The sequence below is a fragment of the Enterobacter asburiae genome, assembly GCA_011754535.1.
Taxonomy (GTDB): domain Bacteria; phylum Pseudomonadota; class Gammaproteobacteria; order Enterobacterales; family Enterobacteriaceae; genus Enterobacter; species Enterobacter cloacae_N.
Window position 1 is genome coordinate 1,873,175 of sequence record JAAQVN010000001.1, and the last position, 21,141, is coordinate 1,894,315.

The 21,141-nt window shown below is 55.4% G+C and carries 20 protein-coding genes; 17 read left to right on the top strand and 3 right to left on the bottom strand.

Annotated elements, in window-relative coordinates; all coding sequences use genetic code 11:
• Positions 1–10 precede the first annotated feature (10 nt).
• Positions 11–964 carry a flagellar hook-filament junction protein FlgL gene (gene flgL, locus HBM95_08800; GenBank protein ID NIH43024.1) on the top strand — a complete coding sequence of 318 codons (954 nt, stop codon included), beginning with the start codon at positions 11–13 and terminating at the stop codon, positions 962–964.
• A gap of 74 nt (positions 965–1,038) precedes the next feature.
• Here flgL and HBM95_08805 read toward each other — a convergent pair whose 3' ends face one another.
• Positions 1,039–2,253 carry an MFS transporter gene (locus tag HBM95_08805; protein ID NIH43025.1) on the bottom strand — a complete coding sequence of 405 codons (1,215 nt, stop codon included), beginning with the start codon at positions 2,251–2,253 and terminating at the stop codon, positions 1,039–1,041.
• Positions 2,254–2,320: 67 nt separating this feature from the next.
• Here HBM95_08805 and HBM95_08810 point away from each other — a divergent pair, with 67 nt between their 5' ends.
• Positions 2,321–3,301, top strand: coding sequence for a LysR family transcriptional regulator (locus HBM95_08810; GenBank protein NIH43026.1), 981 nt, complete (start codon positions 2,321–2,323; stop codon positions 3,299–3,301).
• Between the two features lie 40 nt (positions 3,302–3,341).
• On the opposite strand, the gene rne is transcribed toward HBM95_08810, so the two are convergent.
• On the bottom strand, positions 3,342–6,449 hold the full coding sequence (gene rne / locus HBM95_08815) for a ribonuclease E (protein NIH43027.1): 3,108 nt from the start codon (positions 6,447–6,449) through the stop codon (positions 3,342–3,344).
• Between the two features lie 572 nt (positions 6,450–7,021).
• On the opposite strand from rne, the gene rluC reads away from it, so the two are divergent.
• Complete coding sequence (rluC, locus tag HBM95_08820) at positions 7,022–7,969, top strand: 23S rRNA pseudouridine(955/2504/2580) synthase RluC (protein ID NIH43028.1); 948 nt, start codon at positions 7,022–7,024, stop codon at positions 7,967–7,969.
• A 66-nt stretch (positions 7,970–8,035) separates the two neighbouring features.
• Here rluC and HBM95_08825 read toward each other — a convergent pair whose 3' ends face one another.
• The gene (locus HBM95_08825; GenBank protein ID NIH43029.1) at positions 8,036–8,620 is read right to left on the bottom strand and encodes a septum formation inhibitor Maf; all 585 of its coding nucleotides are present in this window, start codon (positions 8,618–8,620) and stop codon (positions 8,036–8,038) included.
• Between the two features lie 140 nt (positions 8,621–8,760).
• Here HBM95_08825 and yceD point away from each other — a divergent pair, with 140 nt between their 5' ends.
• The 14 genes from yceD to ptsG all read left to right on the top strand — a co-directional run bounded on the left by yceD (position 8,761) and on the right by ptsG (position 21,087).
• Complete coding sequence (gene yceD, locus HBM95_08830; protein NIH43030.1) at positions 8,761–9,282, top strand: 23S rRNA accumulation protein YceD; 522 nt, start codon at positions 8,761–8,763, stop codon at positions 9,280–9,282.
• A gap of 16 nt (positions 9,283–9,298) precedes the next feature.
• A complete protein-coding gene (gene rpmF, locus HBM95_08835; GenBank protein NIH43031.1) occupies positions 9,299–9,472 on the top strand; it encodes a 50S ribosomal protein L32 in 174 nt (57 codons plus the stop codon).
• 80 nt (positions 9,473–9,552) lie between these two features.
• Positions 9,553–10,587, top strand: a complete 1,035-nt coding sequence (gene plsX, locus HBM95_08840) for a phosphate acyltransferase PlsX (GenBank protein NIH43032.1) — start codon at positions 9,553–9,555, stop codon at positions 10,585–10,587.
• Between the two features lie 6 nt (positions 10,588–10,593).
• Positions 10,594–11,547, top strand: coding sequence for a ketoacyl-ACP synthase III (locus HBM95_08845; protein NIH43033.1), 954 nt, complete (start codon positions 10,594–10,596; stop codon positions 11,545–11,547).
• Between the two features lie 15 nt (positions 11,548–11,562).
• Entirely contained in the window at positions 11,563–12,492 is a 930-nt protein-coding gene (gene fabD / locus HBM95_08850; protein ID NIH43034.1) for an ACP S-malonyltransferase, read from the top strand.
• A gap of 12 nt (positions 12,493–12,504) precedes the next feature.
• Positions 12,505–13,239, top strand: coding sequence for a 3-oxoacyl-ACP reductase FabG (gene fabG, locus HBM95_08855; protein ID NIH43035.1), 735 nt, complete (start codon positions 12,505–12,507; stop codon positions 13,237–13,239).
• Between the two features lie 154 nt (positions 13,240–13,393).
• Complete coding sequence (acpP, locus tag HBM95_08860; protein NIH43036.1) at positions 13,394–13,630, top strand: acyl carrier protein; 237 nt, start codon at positions 13,394–13,396, stop codon at positions 13,628–13,630.
• Positions 13,631–13,721: 91 nt separating this feature from the next.
• Positions 13,722–14,963: a beta-ketoacyl-ACP synthase II gene (gene fabF, locus HBM95_08865; GenBank protein NIH43037.1), complete on the top strand. Its 1,242-nt coding sequence runs from the start codon at positions 13,722–13,724 to the stop codon at positions 14,961–14,963.
• 121 nt (positions 14,964–15,084) lie between these two features.
• A complete protein-coding gene (gene pabC / locus HBM95_08870) occupies positions 15,085–15,894 on the top strand; it encodes an aminodeoxychorismate lyase (GenBank protein NIH43038.1) in 810 nt (269 codons plus the stop codon).
• Between the two features lie 2 nt (positions 15,895–15,896).
• Complete coding sequence (gene yceG, locus HBM95_08875) at positions 15,897–16,919, top strand: cell division protein YceG (GenBank protein ID NIH43039.1); 1,023 nt, start codon at positions 15,897–15,899, stop codon at positions 16,917–16,919.
• Positions 16,909–17,550 carry a dTMP kinase gene (locus HBM95_08880; protein NIH43040.1) on the top strand — a complete coding sequence of 214 codons (642 nt, stop codon included), beginning with the start codon at positions 16,909–16,911 and terminating at the stop codon, positions 17,548–17,550. The genes yceG and HBM95_08880 overlap by 11 nt, the downstream gene beginning before the upstream one ends.
• Entirely contained in the window at positions 17,547–18,551 is a 1,005-nt protein-coding gene (gene holB / locus HBM95_08885; protein ID NIH43041.1) for a DNA polymerase III subunit delta', read from the top strand. The genes HBM95_08880 and holB overlap by 4 nt, the downstream gene beginning before the upstream one ends.
• A gap of 10 nt (positions 18,552–18,561) precedes the next feature.
• Positions 18,562–19,356 carry a metal-dependent hydrolase gene (locus HBM95_08890; protein ID NIH43042.1) on the top strand — a complete coding sequence of 265 codons (795 nt, stop codon included), beginning with the start codon at positions 18,562–18,564 and terminating at the stop codon, positions 19,354–19,356.
• A gap of 297 nt (positions 19,357–19,653) precedes the next feature.
• On the top strand, positions 19,654–21,087 hold the full coding sequence (ptsG, locus tag HBM95_08895) for a PTS glucose transporter subunit IIBC (GenBank protein NIH43043.1): 1,434 nt from the start codon (positions 19,654–19,656) through the stop codon (positions 21,085–21,087).
• Positions 21,088–21,141 lie beyond the last annotated feature (54 nt).

The following is a 21,141-nucleotide window of genomic DNA, read 5'->3' on the forward strand; positions in this document are numbered from 1 at the left end:
GAGGTGAAAAATGCGTATTAGCACCCAGATGATGTACGAACAGAACATGCGCGGGATCACCGATTCCCAGAGCAGATGGCTGAGCTACGGTGAGCAGATGTCCACCGGCAAACGCGTTAATCGTCCGTCGGACGATCCTATCGCGGCTTCGCAGTCTATTGTTCTGTCGCAATCTCAGTCACAAAACAGCCAGTTCGCGTTAGCGCGCACCTTTGCCACGCAAAAAGTGTCGCTGGAAGACAACGTGCTGACCCAGGTGAACACTGCGTTATCAAGCGTGCGTGAGAAGCTGGTCTACGCGTCAAACGGCACCTTAAGCGATGACGACCGTCTCTCTCTGGCGACCGATATCCAGGGGATCCGCGACCAGCTCATGAACCTGGCTAACACGACGGATGGCAATGGTCGCTTTATCTTTGCGGGTTACAAAACCGAGAGCGCACCGTTTGATGCCGCAACCGGCACCTACAATGGCGGCACTGAGGCGATCACCCAGCAGGTTGATACGGCGCGAAATATGGCAATCAGCCATACCGGCCAGCAGATTTTCGAAAGCATTACCAGCAATGCGCAAGAGCTGCCGGGCGGAGGCTATGGCGAAACAAACATGTTTAAAATCCTTGATTCCGCCATTGCTTCGCTGAAGACGCCGATTGAAAACGATCCGGCCGCGGCTGCCGCACAAAGCCAGACAATTTCCAACGCACAGATCGGTATTAAAAACGCGCAGAACAACGTCCTGACGGTCGTTGCGGATGTCGGCACCAAGATGAACGAACTGGAAAAACTCGATACCCTGGGTGACGACCGCGCGCTGGGCCAGACTAAGCAGATGAGTGACCTGGTGGACGTGGACTGGAACGAAGCAATTTCCTCTTACACCATGCAGCAGGCGGCCCTGCAGGCCTCTTATAAAGCGTTTAGCGATATGCAGGGCATGTCTCTGTTCCAGCTGAACAAATAACATCTTGACCTCTTGGAACATGTCTTGAAACTGGGCATGTTTTACTGCCCAATCCGCCTGGATTGGGCATTTTTTTATGCCATTTCTGCTGGTGCTGAGGCGACGCGCGCGCTTTCAATCAGGCGGATTGCCAGCGCAATGATACCGCAGACTGTTGCCAGCGCGACCACACCCGTCCAGCCAGCCAGTGTGTAAATATTGCTGCCTAACGCGGAACCCAACGCCATGCCGATAAAGATCACGGTAAAGAGCAGGCCGTTCAGGCGGCCACGAGCCTGCGGCTCAAGGCTGTAGACCAGGTTCTGGTGCGCGACCAGGCTGGACTGCAGGCCCAAATCGAACCCGATGGCAGAGACGGCAATCAGAATCAGCTGTCCGTGAACCCCCAGTGCGGGCATCAGGAACATCAGGGCAAACGAGATGGTCACAAGGATTGCGCCAAGCTGCGTCACTTTCCCGGCCCCCAGTTTATCCGCCAGGCCGCCTGCCAGCGGTGCGGCTAATGCACCGGCAGCACCTGCAATACCAAAACCACCGGCGACGGCACTGCCGAGGTGATAGCGTTCCAGCAGCATGACTGCAAGCGTTGACCAGAAGGCGCTAAAGGCAATCGACAGAAAACCCTGGGCCAGCGCCGCACGGCGCAGAGCGGGATAACGACGCCACAGATGTTCCATCGAGCGCATCAGTGCGGGATAGCTCAGCGTGGAGTGAATAGCGAAACGAGGGAGCACGGCCCACATCACCACCCCGATAAACGCAATACTTGCCGCAGCCAGCTGGTACATCACGCGCCAGCCAAACGCTTCGCCCACCACGCCGCTGACGGTTCTGGAGAGCAAAATGCCCAGCAGCAGACCGGTCATCACCGTACCGACGGTTTTTCCCTGTTTACCTTCCGGCGCAAGAATCGCCGCTGCCGGGACAATATCCTGCGCCATGGTGGCGGCCATGCCGATGAGCAGGCTTGCCAGCAGCAGGGAGTGGATCTGTCCGGTCAGGCTACAGCCCAGGAGAAACAGCGCCAGCGCCGCACTCTTTATCAGGATTAACGTTCTGCGGTCGTGGCGATCGCCGAGCGGCAGCAGGAACAGGATCCCTAAGGCGTATCCCGCCTGGGTGAGCGTCGGGACCAGGCCCATTCCTTCGATACTCAGGTGAAGGTCAGCGCCCATCAGGGGCAGCAGCGGCTGGGCATAATAGATGGATGCCACGCTGAAGCCTGCACCGAGCGCCAGCATTAAGATGACCCAGCGGCTTACGGCATGGGCGGCAGTTGTTGTGTTCATAAGACGTTCCTCATTCATCGTGTGAGGCTATTTTTTATCAGTACGCCTTGCGACGGTAGCGGGTGCGGTGGTAAAACGCTTATACGTTGAGCGTATAAATGCGAACAAGATGAAAAGAACTGAGCGTATAGACAGGGTGGAGCTAATGCGGACGTTTGTCCGCATTGTGGAGGCAGGGTCACTCTCTGCGGCGGCACGGCAGTTGGACACAACCCAGGCAACGGTGAGCAGGCGGCTGCAGTCGCTTGAGACAATGCTGGGCGTGCGCCTGATGTTGCGAACGACCCACACGACGCGGCTCACGGATGACGGCGAGCGCTGCTATCAGCACGCCCGTCGGGTGATTGACAGCTGGCTGGCGCTGGAAGATGAGGTGGGACAGACGGAAGATGAACCTGTAGGCGTGCTGCGGGTGCGGGCACCGCACGCGTTTGGTCAGGATCAGCTCCTGAAACCGCTAACCGAGTTTTTGCAGCGTTACCCGCAACTTTCGATTGAGTGGATGCTCAACGATCGGTCGGCTGATTTTCTGGGCGACAACCTTGACTGTGCTATTCGGGTGGGAATGGAAGTCGATCCGGCGACCGTTTCCGTGCTGCTGGCCGAAGTGCCACGTTCGGTGGTGGCTTCTCCGGCACTGCTGGACCGTTTTCCGACGGTTAATACGCCGGAGGATCTGCAGCAGCTGCCCTGGATTGCTATCAGCTCTTTCTACCAGCGCCATGTGGAGCTCTTTCACGAGGCATCATCCGCTACCGCGCGAGTGAATATTACCCCACGCCTCAGTACCGACAGCCTGTATGTCGCACGCAATACGGCACTCACCGGGCTCGGCGTGGCGGTCGTATCCAGCTGGACGGTTCAGGACGATATTCGGGAAGGGCGGCTGGTGCATTTACTGCCAGAGTGGCAGCCGGCGGCGTTACCGGTGCATCTGGTTTACCCCTGGTCCCGGTATTATCCGGCGCGCTTGCGGCGATTTCTGGAGCTGATGCGGCAGATCATGCCGGAGGTCACCGGGATGAGAAAGCCCGTGCAGCAGGCATAAAAAAGCCGACCCGAAGGTCGGCTTTTTACTTTCTGTGTCGTTATTCGACAGACTGCGGACGCGTCGCCGGTGCAGTCGCCTGATGCGTTGCACTGTGGCCGCCTGCAGCGCCCTTACCGTCGAAGCTGAACGCCGGGCGAACCCAGTCGCTGTGACGCGGGGCTTCAGGCACATACTCTGGTGCCGGAGCACGCGTCATTGGCGCTGTCGCAACGTGAGCTGGCGCAGGCGCGGCAACAACCTTAACCGGCTCAGGCTTCACTTCAGGCGCTTTCACTTCTTCGACAACCGGCTCAACCTGAATCTCAACGTCCTGAACGACTTCTTCAGTGGTGGTTTCAACGAGGGTTTCAGCGGCTTCTTCTACCGCGGCTACAGGTTCAGCCTCTTCAGCGACTTCCTCAGCCACCACGACATCCTCTTCAGCGATAATCTGCGGTGCGGCATCAACCGGCGCGGCAATCACTTCAGGGTGGGTGGTTTCGACGTCCACTGCGTGTGGTTCTGCCGCTTCAACAACCTGAGGTTCAACCACGGTTGCTGCTTCGGTCACCGCGTCTTCAACCGGTGCTACAGGGGCAATTACCTCTTCGGTCACAGTCTGTTCTTCAACAGCTTGCTCCAGGCGAGCGACCGGGTAACGGATCCAGACTTTGCCGGATGCCATTTCTGGCGACGCGCACGCCACGGTCAACGGCATTGGAGACTGAGTCGGGTAACGCTCGTCACGATAGCGACGACGACGCTGGCCGCTGACGCGCAGATGACGTGGAGAACGGCGGGAGCGACGCGGCATACCTGCGTTGTCACGGTTTTCACCGTTTTCATCCTGCTCAACGTTATTGTCAACGACGGCTGGCAGGTCAACTTTTGCAACCTGAGTAACTGTTGCGGTTTCTGCCGCTTCAGCCGCCACAACTGCAGTTTCTTCTACCGGAGCCGCACCGATGCGCACTTTCTGCGCCAGCTGGCGCTGCTTACGACGTGGCATAACCTGAGTACGTTCTTCCTGCTCGACGTCCTGCTGCTCAGCAGGCTCTTCCCGGTTCAGGTTTTTAACTTCCTGCTGCGCCTGACGCTTCTCGTCGTTACGACGACGGTTGCGTTCGCGGCGTGGCTGCTGCTCGTCGCGCTGTTTGCTCTTCTCGGACTCATCGCCCGCCTGCTGGCGAATTTCACGATCTTCAACATTCTGCTGCTGTTTCTCGCGACGGTTGCGACGGTTGTCTTCGCGCGGCTCACGGCCTTCGTTGTTATCTGAACGGCTGTCGCGACGCTCGTTACGGTCGCTGCGGTCGTTACGATCGCGGCGGTTGTTCTGACGTTTGCGACGGTCCTGCTGACGCTCAGGTTTGGCTGCTTTTGGTTCTTCCTTCGGCTGCTCTGGCTGAACGTCTTCACCCGCAAACATCTTCTTCAGCGCGCCGAAGAAGCGGCTCAGCAGACCCGGTTGCGCCGGCTGGGCCTTCGCGGCCGCGGCTTCTGGTTTCTGCGCTGCAGGCTTGGCCGCCGGTTTTTCCAGGGCTGCTTCCGGTGGAGCTTCAGGCATGATGAAGGTCGCTAACGCTGGCTGCTCTGGCAGTTTGCGCTCTGCGGGTTCTTCATCGGAAGGCAGCGCCATCTCTTCTTCATGCAGCTTCGGCAGCAGGTAGCTGAGGGTGCTGGTCTCTTCGCCTTTACGGACACGCAGCACGTGATAGTGCGGGGTTTCCATCTGATCGTTCGGTACGATGATGCAGCGAACGCCGCCCTGACGCGCTTCAATCGCACTGACAGCTGCACGTTTTTCGTTCAGCAGGTAGGAGGCGATTGGCACAGGCACAATGGCGTGAACCTCTTTGGTATTCTCTTTCAGCGCTTCTTCTTCAATCAGACGCAGGATAGAGAGAGACAGCGATTCGTTGTCACGCACGGTACCGGTGCCGGAACAGCGCGGGCAGACGTGATGGCTGGACTCACCCAGCGACGGGCTCAGACGCTGGCGGGACATCTCCAGCAGGCCAAAGCGCGAGATATGGCTAATCTGGATACGCGCGCGATCCTGACGCACCGCTTCACGCAGGCGGTTTTCAACCGCACGCTGGTGGCGAACAGGGGTCATGTCGATGAAGTCGATAACAATCAGACCGCCCAGGTCGCGCAGGCGAAGCTGGCGGGCGATTTCATCAGCGGCTTCAAGGTTGGTGTTGAAGGCCGTCTCTTCGATGTCGCCGCCGCGGGTTGCACGCGCGGAGTTGATGTCGATAGCGGTCAGCGCTTCCGTGGTATCGATGACGATAGAACCGCCGGACGGCAGGCGCACTTCACGCTGGAAGGCGGACTCGATCTGAGATTCGATCTGATAGTGGCTGAACAGCGGGATTTCACCGGTGTACAGCTTGATTTTGCTGGTGAAATCCGGACGACCCAGCGCGGCGATGTGCTGGCGAGCCAGCTCAAGCACTTTCGGGTTATCGATCAGAATCTCACCGATGTCCTGACGCAGGTAGTCACGGAAGGCACGCACGATAACGTTGCTTTCCTGGTGAATCAGGAACGGAGCAGGGCGGCTTTCAGCGGCTTTCTGGATCGCTTCCCAGTGCTTCAGACGGAAGCTCAGGTCCCACTGCAGCGCTTCGGCTGATTTGCCGACGCCTGCGGTGCGTACGATAAGTCCCATGCCGTCCGGCAGTTCGAGACTTGCCAGAGCTTCTTTCAGCTCGGTACGGTCATCACCTTCGATACGGCGAGAGATGCCACCCGCACGCGGGTTGTTTGGCATCAGCACCAGATAGCTCCCCGCCAGGCTGATAAAGGTGGTCAGTGCGGCACCTTTGTTGCCACGCTCTTCTTTATCAATCTGTACGATAACTTCCTGACCTTCACGCAGAACATCTTTGATGTTTGGGCGGCCATGGGCGTTGTAGTTTGCAGGGAAATATTCGCGAGCGATTTCTTTCAGAGGGAGGAAACCATGACGCTCAGCACCGTAGTCGACAAATGCAGCTTCAAGGCTTGGTTCAATGCGGGTGATTTTACCTTTGTAAATGTTCGCTTTTTTCTGTTCGTGTCCAGGACTTTCGATATCCAGATCGTACAGGCGCTGCCCATCCACAAGGGCGACACGCAACTCTTCTTGCTGAGTTGCGTTGATTAACATTCTTTTCATCGTAACTTACTCGTTATTCTTACATTGACGACAAAGCTGCGGGCAAGGTGACGCTTTCCGGGGTATGAACCGATGGCCTCGTGTCTGTTCACGTCGCCAACCTCACGGTTGTCGCTCGCTTAAGAGGCGCAGAGTGTCGGTTGCCTGTGTTTCATACGGAAACACAGCGCAATTATCAGGGGAATTGCCTGGGTAGAACTCTCCAGAGAACAATCCTTATACCGGGAAGTACTGCAACCCGCAGCCCGCTAACTGCCTGAAAGATCAATACGTCTTACGCCATTGCTGCGTTGATGATCGGTCAGACAAAATTGGTCATTCCGTCGACATCCTTACAAAACCCGGATTTAACGCGGAAAACAGCCTCATTATTCCACTGCTCGCCAGGTTATAGCAAGATGACTTTTACCAATTATCACCCGGTTACTCACAGTTTCTTCACCTCAAGGTGGTGATTGGTTTAATAACCACCAAATCGATTGCGTGAAACAGGGCGCAGGCCGGATAAAAGTAAATATAAGCATAGAAAAATGAGTGGCGCTAATGGCTGACGATATTTAGAATCGCCAACCATGAAAACAGAGACTCCAGCCGTAAAAATGGTTGCTATCGCGGATGACTACGCGGGGCAACGTATCGATAACTTCTTGCGCACCCAACTGAAGGGTGTGCCAAAGAGTATGATTTACCGCATCCTGCGTAAGGGCGAGGTGCGGGTGAACAAAAAACGCGTGAAGCCTGAGTATAAGCTCGAAGCGGGCGATGAAGTGCGTATTCCACCGGTGCGCGTGGCAGAACGCGAAGAAGAGGTGGTTTCTCCGAAGCTGCAAAAAGTCGCGGCCCTGAGCGATGTTATCCTTTATGAGGACGATCATATTCTGGTGCTTAATAAGCCATCGGGTACCGCCGTCCACGGTGGTAGCGGTCTGAGCTTCGGCGTGATTGAAGGGTTACGTGCGCTGCGTCCGGAAGCTCGTTTCCTCGAACTGGTTCACCGTCTGGACCGTGATACCTCAGGCGTGCTGCTGGTAGCGAAAAAGCGTTCTGCGCTGCGTTCCCTGCACGAGCAGCTGCGCGAGAAGGGAATGCAGAAAGATTATCTGGCGCTGGTGCGCGGTCAGTGGCAGTCCCACGTGAAGGTGGTGCAGGCGCCGCTGCTGAAGAACATTCTGCAAAGCGGCGAGCGCATTGTCCGCGTGAGCCAGGAAGGGAAACCGTCTGAGACGCGCTTTAAGGTTGAAGAGCGCTATGAGTTTGCCACGCTGGTGCGCTGCAGTCCGGTGACGGGACGTACTCACCAGATTCGCGTCCATACGCAGTTTGCGGGCCATCCGATTGCGTTTGATGACCGCTACGGCGACCGCGAATTTGATAAACAGCTGGCGAGCACGGGGCTGTCGCGTCTGTTCCTGCATGCGGCCGCGCTAAAGTTTACCCATCCTAATACCGGTGAAATTATCCGTATTGAAGCGCCGCTGGATGAGCAGTTGAAACGCTGCCTGAAGGTTCTGCGCGGCTGATTTTGCCTTCCTCCCTCTCCCTGTGGGAGAGGGCCGGGGTGAGGGCATCAGGCCGCAGCGTCCCAGTCATATTGTCAGCGGATTACACTCTTCACGCCTTAACATCTGGCACAAGGCAATCAGCGGCAATCCCACCAGTGTGTTCGGATCCCGACCGTCCAGCTTGTCGAACAGCGCAATCCCCAGTCCTTCACTTTTAAAGCTCCCCGCACAGTTCAGTGGACGTTCCCGGCGCACGTAGTCCGTAATCTCCTGCTCGCTTAAATGGCGGAAGTGCACGTCGAACGGCTCGCATTCGGTTTGCAGATGGCCGGAGGCGGAGTTATAAAGCGCCAGGCCCGTATAAAAGGTCACGATACTGCCTCGCGCACGCAGAAGCTGCTGGCAGGCGTTCTCTTCCGTATGGGGCTTGCCGGTGATTTCGCCATCCAGCACGCAAACCTGATCGGAGCCTATAATCAGATGTGCAGGATAACGTGCGGCCAGCGATTGTGCTTTCTCCTTCGCAAGACGCGTCACCAGATGACGCGGCGACTCGCCCGGCTGCGGCGTCTCATCAACGTCCGGCGCGGCGCATTCAAACGGGATCCCGAGCTTTTCCAGCAGCATTCGACGGTAGGGGGACGTGGAAGCAAGTACGAGATTTGGCATATTTTTATCACCAGATATAGCGTATCGATGCCAGCCATTTTAAACTACAGGCCGCAATGTGTGCGAATAATTGGCAAAAGGCAGCTCTGGTTGCCTTTTTCTTTGACTCTATGACGTTACAAAGTTAATATGCGCGCCCTATGCAAAAGGTAAAATTACCCCTGACTCTTGATCCGGTTCGTACGGCTCAAAAACGCCTCGATTACGAAGGTATCTATACTTCCGATCAGGCTGAGCGTATTGCCGAATCTGTAGTCAGTGTGGACAGTGATGTAGAATGCTCCATGTCGTTCGCTATCGACAACCAGCGTCTCGCCGTTTTAACCGGTGATGCGAAGGTAACGGTAACGCTCGAGTGTCAGCGTTGCGGGAAACCGTTTGTACAGCATGTTCACACAACGTATTGTTTCAGTCCGGTTCGTTCTGACGAACAGGCTGAAGCACTCCCGGAAGCGTACGAGCCGATTGAGGTTAACGAATTCGGTGAAATCGATCTTCTGGCTCTGGTTGAAGATGAAATCATCCTCTCCTTGCCAGTAGTTCCGGTGCATGATTCTGAACACTGTGAAGTGTCCGAGGCGGACATGGTCTTTGGGGAACTGCCTGATGAAGCGCAAAAACCAAACCCATTTGCCGTATTAGCCAGCTTAAAGCGTAAGTAATTGAGGAGTAAGGTCCATGGCCGTACAACAGAATAAACCAACCCGTTCCAAACGTGGCATGCGTCGTTCCCATGACGCGCTGACCGCAGTTACCAGCCTGTCTGTAGACAAGACTTCTGGTGAGAAACACCTGCGTCACCACATCACCGCTGACGGTTTCTACCGCGGCCGCAAGGTTATCACTAAGTAATCACGCGTCAGCGTGATTAGGCTTAGTGAGGATTTCCCCGTGCAAACGGGGAAGTTACCGAACCAGGCTGCGACGATACCTTGACACGTCTAACCCTGGCGTTAGATGTCATGGGGGGAGATTTCGGCCCTTCCGTGACAGTGCCTGCAGCATTGCAGGCACTGAATTCTAATTCGCAACTCACACTTCTTTTAGTCGGCAATCCCGACACAATCACGCCATTACTTGCAAAAGCTGACTTTGAACAACGTTCGCGTCTGCAGATTATTCCTGCGCAGTCAGTTATTGCCAGTGATGCCCGGCCCTCGCAGGCGATTCGCAATAGCCGCGGCAGTTCTATGCGCACCGCGCTGGAACTGGTAAAAGAAGGGCGTGCGCAGGCTTGCGTCAGTGCCGGCAATACCGGCGCGCTGATGGGGCTGTCGAAATTACTGCTCAAGCCGATTGAGGGCATTGAGCGACCGGCGCTGGTGACGGTGTTACCGCATCAGCAGAAGGGAAAGACGGTGGTGCTCGATTTGGGCGCTAACGTGGATTGTGATAGTACCATGCTGGCTCAGTTCGCCGTGATGGGGTCGGTGCTGGCAGAAGACGTGGTCGGGATTAGCAATCCCCGCGTTGCGTTATTGAATATTGGTGAAGAAGAGACCAAAGGCCTGGACAGCATTCGCGAAGCTGCTGAAATGCTCAAACAGGTTCCCTCCATCAACTATATTGGATATCTCGAAGCCAATGAGTTGCTGACGGGAAAAACGGATGTTCTGGTGTGCGATGGCTTCACCGGAAACGTAACGTTGAAGACCATGGAAGGGGTCGTGCGCATGTTCCTTTCTCTGCTGAAATCTCAGGGAGAAGGCAAAAAAAGCGCCTGGTGGTTGATTTTATTGAAGCGTTGGTTACAAAAGAGCCTGACGCGGCGATTCAGTCACCTCAACCCCGACCAGTATAATGGCGCCTGTCTGTTAGGATTGCGCGGCATCGTGATTAAGAGTCATGGCGCCGCCAATCAGCGAGCATTTTCTGTCGCCATTGAACAGGCAGTGCAGGCGGTGCAGCGACAAGTCCCTCAGCGGATTGCCGCTCGCCTGGAATCTGTATTAGCTAAAAGTGACTGAGCGTACATGTATACGAAGATTTTAGGTACCGGCAGCTACCTGCCAAAACAAGTGCGTACCAACGCCGATCTGGAAAAAATGGTAGATACGTCTGACGAGTGGATTGTCACGCGCACAGGTATCCGCGAACGTCGTATCGCCGCGCCAGACGAAACCGTATCCACTATGGGTTACGAAGCCGCACAGCGCGCTATCGAAATGGCGGGTATCGATAAAGAAGAGATTGGCTTGATCGTGGTTGCCACGACGTCTGCCACGCATGCTTTCCCAAGCGCGGCGTGTCAGGTGCAAAACATGCTCGGCATTAAAGGCTGTCCGGCATTTGACGTCGCTGCCGCGTGCGCTGGCTTCACCTATGCCCTGAGCGTTGCCGATCAGTACGTGAAATCCGGTGCCGTTAAATATGCGTTGGTAATCGGTGCTGACGTGCTGGCGCGCACCTGCGATCCAACCGATCGTGGAACGATCATTATTTTCGGTGATGGTGCCGGTGCGGTGCTGCTGGGGCAGTCCGAAGAGCCGGGTATCATCTCAACGCATCTGCATGCCGATGGCAGCTATGGCGAACTGCTGACCCTGCCTAACGCCGATCGCGTTAATCCGGACAACTCGATTTACCTGACCATGGCAGGGAACGAGGTGTTCAAGGTTGCGGTGACAGAGCTTGCACACATCGTTGATGAAACGCTGGAAGCGAATAACCTTGAGCGTTCCGCGCTTGACTGGCTGGTACCGCATCAGGCGAACCTGCGTATCATCAGTGCGACCGCCAAAAAGCTGGGCATGTCGATGGATAACGTTGTGGTGACGCTGGATCGTCACGGCAACACCTCTGCGGCGTCGGTACCGTGCGCATTTGATGAAGCGGTACGCGACGGACGAATCAAACGGGGCCAGCTGGTCTTGCTTGAAGCCTTCGGTGGCGGGTTCACCTGGGGTTCCGCGCTGGTTCGTTTCTAGGATAAGGAATAAAAAATGACGCAATTTGCTTTTGTGTTCCCGGGCCAGGGTTCTCAAACCGTTGGGATGTTGTCTGAAATGGCAGCAAACTACCCGGTCATTGAAGAGACTTTTCGTGAAGCTTCTGATGCGCTGGGTTATGATCTGTGGGCACTGACCCAACAGGGGCCGGCCGAAGAGCTGAACAAAACCTGGCAGACTCAGCCAGCGCTGCTGACCGCGTCCGTTGCGCTGTGGCGAGTATGGCAGCAGCAGGGTGGTAAAGCGCCAGCGCTGCTTGCGGGTCACAGCCTGGGTGAATACTCTGCGCTGGTGTGCGCCGGTGTGATCGCGTTTGCTGACGCGGTGCGCCTGGTAGAACTGCGTGGTAAGTTCATGCAGGAAGCGGTGCCAGAGGGTACCGGCGGAATGTCTGCCATTATTGGTCTGGATGATGCCGCGATTGCAAAAGCGTGTGAAGAATCCGCTGAAGGTCAGGTGGTTTCTCCGGTTAACTTCAACTCGCCGGGCCAGGTCGTTATCGCTGGTCATAAAGAAGCGGTTGAACGTGCCGGCGCTGCCTGTAAAGCCGCTGGCGCGAAACGCGCGCTACCTCTGCCGGTCAGCGTACCGTCTCACTGTGCGCTGATGAAGCCCGCCGCTGAGAAACTGGCGGCTGAGCTGGAAAAAATTACCTTTAACGCACCGACGATTTCCGTTGTGAACAACGTCGATGTGAAATGCGAAACCGCGCCGGAGGCTATCCGTGACGCACTGGTTCGCCAGCTCTACAGCCCTGTACAGTGGACCAAAACCGTTGAGTTTATGGCCTCTCAGGGCGTTGAGCACCTGTATGAAGTCGGCCCTGGTAAAGTCCTCACCGGTCTGACAAAACGTATTGTTGACACCCTGACTGCCTCGGCGATTAACGAGCCGGAAGCGATGTCAGCGGCACTCTCGCAATAAAAGAGGAATACCATGAGTTTTGAAGGAAAAATCGCCCTGGTGACTGGCGCAAGCCGCGGTATCGGGCGCGCAATTGCTGAAACACTGGTTGCGCGCGGCGCGAAGGTGATTGGTACAGCAACCAGCGAGAAGGGCGCTCAGGCCATAAGCGAGTATCTGGGTGCGAACGGTAAAGGTCTGGTACTGAATGTGACCGAACCTGCATCTATCGAATCTGTTCTGGAAAATATTCGTGCAGAGTTTGGCGAAGTGGATATTCTGGTCAATAATGCCGGGATCACACGCGACAACCTTCTGATGCGAATGAAAGATGATGAGTGGAACGATATTATCGAAACCAACCTGTCATCTGTATTCCGTCTGTCAAAAGCGGTAATGCGCGCTATGATGAAAAAGCGTCATGGTCGTATTATCACTGTTGGTTCTGTGGTTGGTACCATGGGAAATGCTGGTCAGGCTAACTACGCTGCGGCGAAAGCGGGTCTGATTGGTTTCAGTAAGTCGCTGGCGCGTGAAGTCGCGTCCCGCGGTATTACTGTAAACGTTGTTGCTCCGGGCTTTATTGAAACGGACATGACGCGTGCGCTGACTGATGATCAGCGTGCGGGTACGCTGGCGGCAGTTCCGGCGGGTCGTCTTGGCGACCCTAAAGAAATCGCCAGTGCGGTTGCATTTTTAGCCTCTGACGAAGCGGGTTACATCACTGGTGAGACCCTCCACGTCAACGGCGGGATGTACATGGTTTAATCACGATCGAAAATATTTGCGTTATTAGGGCAAATGGCCTCAAAATAACGTAAAATCGTGGTAAGACCTGCCGGGATTTAGTTGCAAATTTTTCAACATTTTATACACTACGAAAACCATCGCGAAAGCGAGTTTTGATAGGAAATTTAAGAGTATGAGCACTATCGAAGAACGCGTTAAGAAAATTATCGGCGAACAGCTGGGCGTTAAGCAGGAAGAAGTTGTGAACTCCGCTTCCTTCGTTGAAGACCTGGGCGCAGATTCTCTTGACACCGTTGAGCTGGTAATGGCTCTGGAAGAAGAGTTTGATACTGAGATTCCGGACGAAGAAGCTGAGAAAATCACCACCGTTCAGGCTGCCATTGATTACATCAACGGCCACCAGGCGTAAGTGAACATCTCCAGGCGGTCATTCGACCGCCTGAGTTTTATCTTTTTTAGTCCCACGAATCTCTTTTTTTATCCCTCCCTGGAGGACAAACGTGTCTAAGCGTCGTGTAGTTGTGACCGGACTTGGCATGTTGTCTCCTGTCGGCAATACCGTAGAGTCCACCTGGAAAGCTCTCCTTGCCGGTCAGAGCGGCATCAGCCTAATCGACCATTTCGATACTAGCGCCTATGCAACGAAATTTGCTGGCTTAGTAAAGGATTTTAACTGTGAAGAGATCATCTCGCGCAAAGAACAGCGCAAGATGGATGCCTTCATTCAATATGGAATTGTCGCTGGCGTTCAGGCCATGCAGGATTCTGGCCTTGAGATTACGGAAGAGAACGCAACCCGTATCGGCGCTGCTATCGGCTCCGGGATTGGCGGTCTTGGCCTGATTGAGGAAAACCATACATCACTGATGAATGGCGGACCGCGTAAGATCAGCCCGTTCTTCGTTCCGTCCACGATTGTTAACATGGTGGCAGGTCACCTGACCATTATGTTCGGCCTGCGTGGGCCAAGCATTTCTATCGCTACCGCGTGTACGTCTGGCGTGCATAACATCGGCCAGGCCGCGCGTATTATTGCGTACGGCGATGCAGATGCTATGGTTGCGGGCGGTGCTGAAAAAGCCAGTACCCCATTGGGTGTCGGTGGTTTCGGCGCGGCGCGTGCGCTCTCTACCCGTAACGATAACCCTCAGGCGGCGAGCCGTCCGTGGGATAAAGACCGCGATGGTTTCGTGCTGGGTGACGGCGCAGGTATGCTCGTGCTGGAAGAGTACGAACATGCGAAAAAACGTGGCGCAAAAATTTATGCTGAAGTCGTTGGCTTCGGTATGAGCAGCGATGCTTACCACATGACGTCTCCTCCGGAGAACGGCGCGGGCGCTGCGCTGGCGATGGAAAACGCGATCCGTGATGCGGGTATTACCCCGGCGCAGATTGGCTACGTTAACGCGCACGGCACTTCTACGCCGGCAGGCGACAAAGCAGAAGCTCAGGCGGTTAAGTCTATCTTCGGCGAGGCTGCCAGCCGCGTAATGGTCAGCTCCACGAAATCCATGACCGGTCACCTGTTGGGTGCGGCGGGTGCAGTAGAGTCTATTTACTCTATCCTTGCGCTGCGCGATCAGGCTGTTCCGCCAACCATCAACCTGGATAACCCGGATGAAGGTTGCGATCTGGACTTCGTTCCGCACGAAGCGCGCCAGGTTAGCGGTATGGAGTATACCCTGTGTAACTCCTTCGGCTTTGGCGGCACGAATGGTTCTCTGATCTTCAAAAAGGTCTGAGCCTGACTGCCCGAAAGCTATAAAAAAAGGTCCGCTTGCCGGGCCTTTTTTATTAGGGAAAATCCCCTTGTCCGGCTTATAACATACTGCCAGACTGAGCCTCCACGCATAAGGAGCCACCATGTTTTTAATTAATGGCCTTGAGCAAGAAACGCTGCCGGCAAGCGACAGGGCAATTCAGTTTGGCGATGGCTGTTTCACCACTGCGCGTATTCTTGACGGTGAGGTATGTCTGTCTGACGCCCACATTCGTCGTTTACAAAAAGCCTGCGAGAAATTGCTGATTCCCTTCATCCAGTGGGACATTCTCGAACGCGAGATGCGTCGGCTGGCGTCAGGCAAAACAAGCGGCGTCTTAAAAGTTATCATCAGCCGCGGCAGTGGCGGGCGAGGGTACAGCGGGTCCGCCTGTCAGCATCCCACGCGTATTCTTTCTGTTTCAGCTTATCCCGCTCACTATGCGCGCTGGCGTGAGGAGGGGGTGACGCTGACGCTGAGCCCGGTACGCCTGGGGCGAAACCCGATGCTCGCCGGAATAAAACATCTTAATCGCCTTGAACAGGTACTTATTCGTACTCATCTTGAACAGACGGACGCCGATGAGGCGCTAGTTCTTGACAGCGAAGGGTTCATTACGGAATGCTGTGCGGCTAATTTATTCTGGCGGAAGGGCCGCGACGTATTCACGCCTTCGCTGGAACAGGCTGGGGTTAACGGCATCATGCGCCAGTTTTGTTTGCAACAGCTGGCACGTGCGGGCTTTTACGGTGTCGAAGTACACGCAAAGGAAGAGGTGCTGCTGACCGCCGATGAGGTCGTTATCTGCAATGCGTTGATGCCTGTTATACCCGTCCGGGCATATGGGCAACAACGCTGGTCTTCGCGCGAGCTGTTTACGTTTTTAGCCCCGATATGTGAGCAAATCAGATAGTCATGAAGAAAATGTTGCGCTTTGTCCTTCTCCTGATCGTTGCGCTGGGTATCGCCGGCGGAGCGGGAGTATGGAAGGTTCGCCAGCTGGCGGACAGTAAAATCCTGATTAAAGACGAAACGATTTTTACCCTGAAAGCAGGTACCGGGCGGATGGCGCTGGGCGAGCAGCTTTACGGGGATAAAATTATCAACCGTCCACGCGTGTTCCAGTGGTTATTGCGTATTGAGCCTGAACTGTCTCACTTCAAGGCTGGCACCTATCGCTTTACGCCTGGCATGACCGTCAGAGAGATGCTACAGCTGCTGGAAAGTGGTAAAGAGGCACAGTTCCCGCTGCGTTTTGTCGAAGGGATGCGCCTGAGCGATTACCTTAAACAATTACGTGATGCGCCTTACATCAAGCATACGCTCAAAGATGACCGTTACGAGACGGTCGCCGAGGTGCTGAAATTTGAACATCCTGAGTGGGTAGAAGGCTGGTTCTGGCCTGACACCTGGATGTATACGGCAGGCACGACCGATGTGGCGATTCTTAAACGGGCACACAAAAAGATGGTTGCGGCGGTTGATTCCGCCTGGGAAGGGCGCATGGACGGGCTGCCTTATCAAGATCAAAACCAGTTTGTGACAATGGCCTCGATCATCGAGAAAGAGACGGCCGTTGCTGCTGAGCGCGATCGTGTCGCTTCGGTATTCATCAACCGTCTGCGCATCGGCATGCGTCTGCAAACCGACCCGACCGTCATCTACGGCATGGGCGAGAGCTACGCCGGCAAGATCTCCAGAAAAGATCTGGAAACGCCAACGGCGTATAATACCTACGTGATTAACGGTTTACCGCCGGGCCCGATAGCCACGCCGAGCGAGGCTTCGCTCAAAGCCGCCGCGCACCCGGCCAAAACTCCGTACCTCTATTTTGTGGCTGATGGAAAAGGGGGGCACACCTTTAACACCAACCTTGCCAGCCATAATCGCTCTGTTCAGGACTATCTGAAGGCACTTAAGGAAAAAAATGCGCAGTAAATACATTGTCATTGAGGGACTCGAAGGGGCGGGTAAAACCACAGCCCGCAACGTGGTGGTCGATACGCTGAAATCGCTCGGCATTTCCGACATGGTTTTCACCCGCGAGCCGGGCGGTACTCAGCTGGCGGAGAAACTGCGTAGCCTGGTGCTGGACATTAAATCCGTTGGCGACGAAGTTATCACTGACAAAGCCGAAGTGCTGATGTTTTACGCGGCCCGCGTCCAGCTGGTTGAGACCGTTATTAAACCTGCTCTGGCCGAAGGCAAGTGGGTGATTGGCGACCGTCACGATCTGTCGACTCAGGCCTATCAGGGCGGTGGGCGCGGTATTGACCAGACGATGCTGGCAACCCTGCGTGATGCCGTACTGGGGGATTTTCGCCCGGACCTGACGCTCTATCTGGATGTGACCCCGGAAGTGGGCCTCAAACGCGCCCGCGCGCGCGGCGAACTGGATCGCATTGAACAGGAGTCTTTCGACTTCTTTAACCGCACGCGCGCACGTTATCTTGAACTGGCCGCACAGGACAGCGCAATTCGTACCATTGATGCAACGCAATCTCTGGAAAACGTGACGCGAGATATCCGGCAGACCGTTACGCAGTGGCTACAGGAGCAGCAGGCATGAAATGGTATCCATGGTTGCGCCCGCACTTTGAACAGCTCATCGGCAGCTATCAGGCCGGGCGGGGGCATCATGCGCTACTGATTCAGGCGTTGCCGGGAATGGGGGATGATGCATTGATCTACGCCATCACCCGCTTCCTGATGTGCCAGCAGCCGGAAGGGCACAAAAGCTGCGGTAAATGCCGCGGCTGCCAGCTGATGCAGGCGGGCACGCATCCTGACTACTATACGCTTGAGCCTGAGAAGGGCAAAAGCGCGCTCGGTATTGATGCCGTGCGTGAAGTCAGCGAGAAACTGTATGAACATGCGCGACTGGGCGGGGCGAAGGTTGTCTGGCTCAACGACGCTGCGCTGCTCACCGAGGCGGCGGCGAACGCTCTGCTTAAAACCCTGGAAGAGCCGCCGGAAAAAACGTGGTTCTTCCTCTCATGCCGGGATCCGGGACGATTGCTGGCTACGCTGCGCAGCCGTTGCCGCCTTCATCACCTGACGGTACCCCAGGAATCGTGGGCGCTGAGCTGGCTGGAACGAGAGGTGACAACGTCACAGGAGAGTGCGCTGTCTGCGCTGCGCCTCAGCAGCGGCGCACCCGCGGCGGCGCTGGCGTTACTGCAGCCTGACGTCTGGTCGCAGCGAGAAGCGCTCTGCCGGGCCCTTGAGGCTTCACTTAACACCCAGGACTGGCTGGGTTTACTGCCTGCGCTGAATAGCGATCGGGCCGTTGAGCGTCTGCACTGGCTGGCCTCCCTGCTTCTGGATGCGCTAAAAATCCAGCAAGGGGCAACCCTTCTGACTAACCCGGACGCGTGGCCTCTGGTGAACATGCTGGCCAGCCGCCTTACAGGCGCGTCTCTGCACGCTATCCTTCATGATGTTTGCGAGAGCCGCGAACAGCTTTTAACCGTGACGGGTCTTAATCGCGAGCTTTTGCTGACAGACCAGCTGTTGCGTATTGAACATTACCTGCAACCAGGCGTTACGCCGCCTGTTTCCCATCTCTGAGAGAGACATTATGTTTTTAGTCGACTCACACTGCCATCTTGATGGCCTGGATTATCAATCCCTGCACAACGACGTGGATGACGTGCTGGCGAAAGCCGCTGCCCGCGATGTGAAATTTTGTCTTGCGGTGGCGACGACGCTGCCGGGGTATCGCTCAATGCGTGAGCTGGTGGGCGTTCGCGATAACGTGGTGTTCTCCTGCGGCGTTCATCCGCTGAACCAGGATGAAGAGTATGACGTAGAAGATCTGCGCCGACTGGCAGCAGAAGAGGGCGTCGTGGCGATGGGTGAAACCGGGCTGGATTATTTTTACACGCCGGAAACGAAACCGCGTCAGCAGGCGTCCTTCCGCAACCATATCCGCATTGGCCGCGAACTGAACAAGCCCGTCATCGTTCATACCCGCGACGCACGCGCCGATACGCTGGCGATCCTCCGGGAAGAAAACGTGACGGATTGCGGTGGCGTACTACACTGTTTCACAGAAGACAGAGAAACGGCGGGTAAACTGCTTGATTTGGGGTTTTATATTTCGTTTTCCGGGATCGTGACGTTCCGTAACGCTGAGCAACTCCGTGATGCTGCGCGTTATGTTCCGCTCGATCGCATTCTGGTGGAAACAGACTCTCCGTATCTGGCGCCGGTACCGCATCGCGGTAAAGAGAACCAGCCGGCCATGACGCGAGACGTAGCGGAGTACATGGCCGTGCTTAAAGGCGTCAGTATTGAAGAACTGGCCCGCGTCACGACGCAAAACTTCTCTGCGCTGTTCCATATCGACCCCGCCCGCCTGCAATCCGTCTGATAAGCCTGTTTTTTTTAGGCTCGTAATTAATAAATAAAACGAGTAAAGTTCACCGCCTCATTTGAGGCGGTAACGGTCTTCTTAGAAACATCCAGACATGCTTTTTGTAAATTACTGAAAGTTTTTCGACCGCCTTAAGCTGAAACGTGATAGCCGTCAAACAAACTCAGAGGGAATTATTTTACTCTGTGTAATAAATAAAGGGCGCTTAGATGTCCTGTCCACGGCACGGTACTCCCCCCGGGCCAATGCGTGAAAGCGTAAAAAAAGCACAAATACTCAGGAGCACTCTCAATTATGTTTAAGAATGCATTTGCTAACCTGCAAAAGGTCGGTAAATCGCTGATGCTGCCAGTATCCGTACTGCCTATCGCAGGTATCCTGCTGGGTGTCGGTTCTGCTAACTTCAGCTGGCTGCCAGCCGTAGTTTCCCATGTGATGGCTGAAGCAGGCGGTTCCGTCTTTGCTAATATGCCTCTGATCTTCGCTATCGGTGTTGCGCTGGGCTTCACCAATAACGACGGCGTTTCTGCGCTGGCTGCAGTGGTTGCTTACGGCATTATGGTGAAAACCATGGCCGTGGTTGCGCCACTGGTTCTGCATTTACCGGCAGAAGAGATTGCCGCGAAACACCTGGCAGATACCGGTGTTCTGGGCGGTATCATCTCCGGTGCGATTGCAGCGTATATGTTCAACCGCTTCTATCGCATCAAGCTGCCTGAGTATCTGGGCTTCTTCGCGGGCAAGCGTTTTGTTCCGATCATCTCTGGTCTGGCAGCGATTTTCACTGGTGTGATCCTGTCCTTCATCTGGCCACCAATCGGTTCCGCTATCCAGACCTTCTCTCAGTGGGCTGCTTACCAGAACCCGGTTGTCGCGTTCGGTATCTACGGCTTCATCGAGCGTTGCCTGGTGCCATTCGGTCTGCACCACATCTGGAACGTTCCATTCCAGATGCAGATTGGTGAATTCACCAACGCAGCGGGTCAGGTGTTCCACGGCGATATCCCACGTTACATGGCGGGTGACCCAACTGCAGGCAAACTGTCTGGTGGCTTCCTGTTCAAAATGTACGGCCTGCCGGCTGCTGCGATTGCTATCTGGCACTCTGCTAAGCCAGAAAACCGTGCAAAAGTGGGCGGTATCATGATCTCCGCAGCGCTGACCTCGTTCCTGACCGGTATCACCGAGCCGATCGAGTTCTCCTTCATGTTCGTTGCGCCGATCCTGTACATCATCCACGCTGTACTGGCTGGCCTGGCGTTCCCAATCTGTATCCTGCTGGGTATGCGTGACGGTACGTCCTTCTCTCACGGCCTGATCGACTTCATCGTTCTGTCCGGTAACAGCAGCAAGCTGTGGCTGTTCCCAATCGTGGGTGCGTGCTATGCCGTTGTTTACTACACCATCTTCCGCGTGCTGATCAAAGCACTGGACCTGAAAACTCCGGGTCGTGAAGATGCAACAGAAGACAGCAAAGCAGGTGCGACCAGCGAAATGGCTCCGGCACTGGTTGCCGCGTTCGGCGGTAAAGAGAACATCACTAACCTGGACGCGTGCATCACTCGTCTGCGTGTGAGCGTTGCTGACGTTGCGAAAGTAGACCAGCCGGGTCTGAAAAAACTGGGCGCAGCAGGCGTGGTTGTTGCAGGTTCGGGCGTTCAGGCAATCTTCGGTACTAAATCCGATAACCTGAAAACCGAAATGGATGAGTACATCCGCAACAGCTAAGCTGTGACCTGGGGAGACTAAGGCAGCCGAATGGCTGCCTTTTTTATTGCTGTA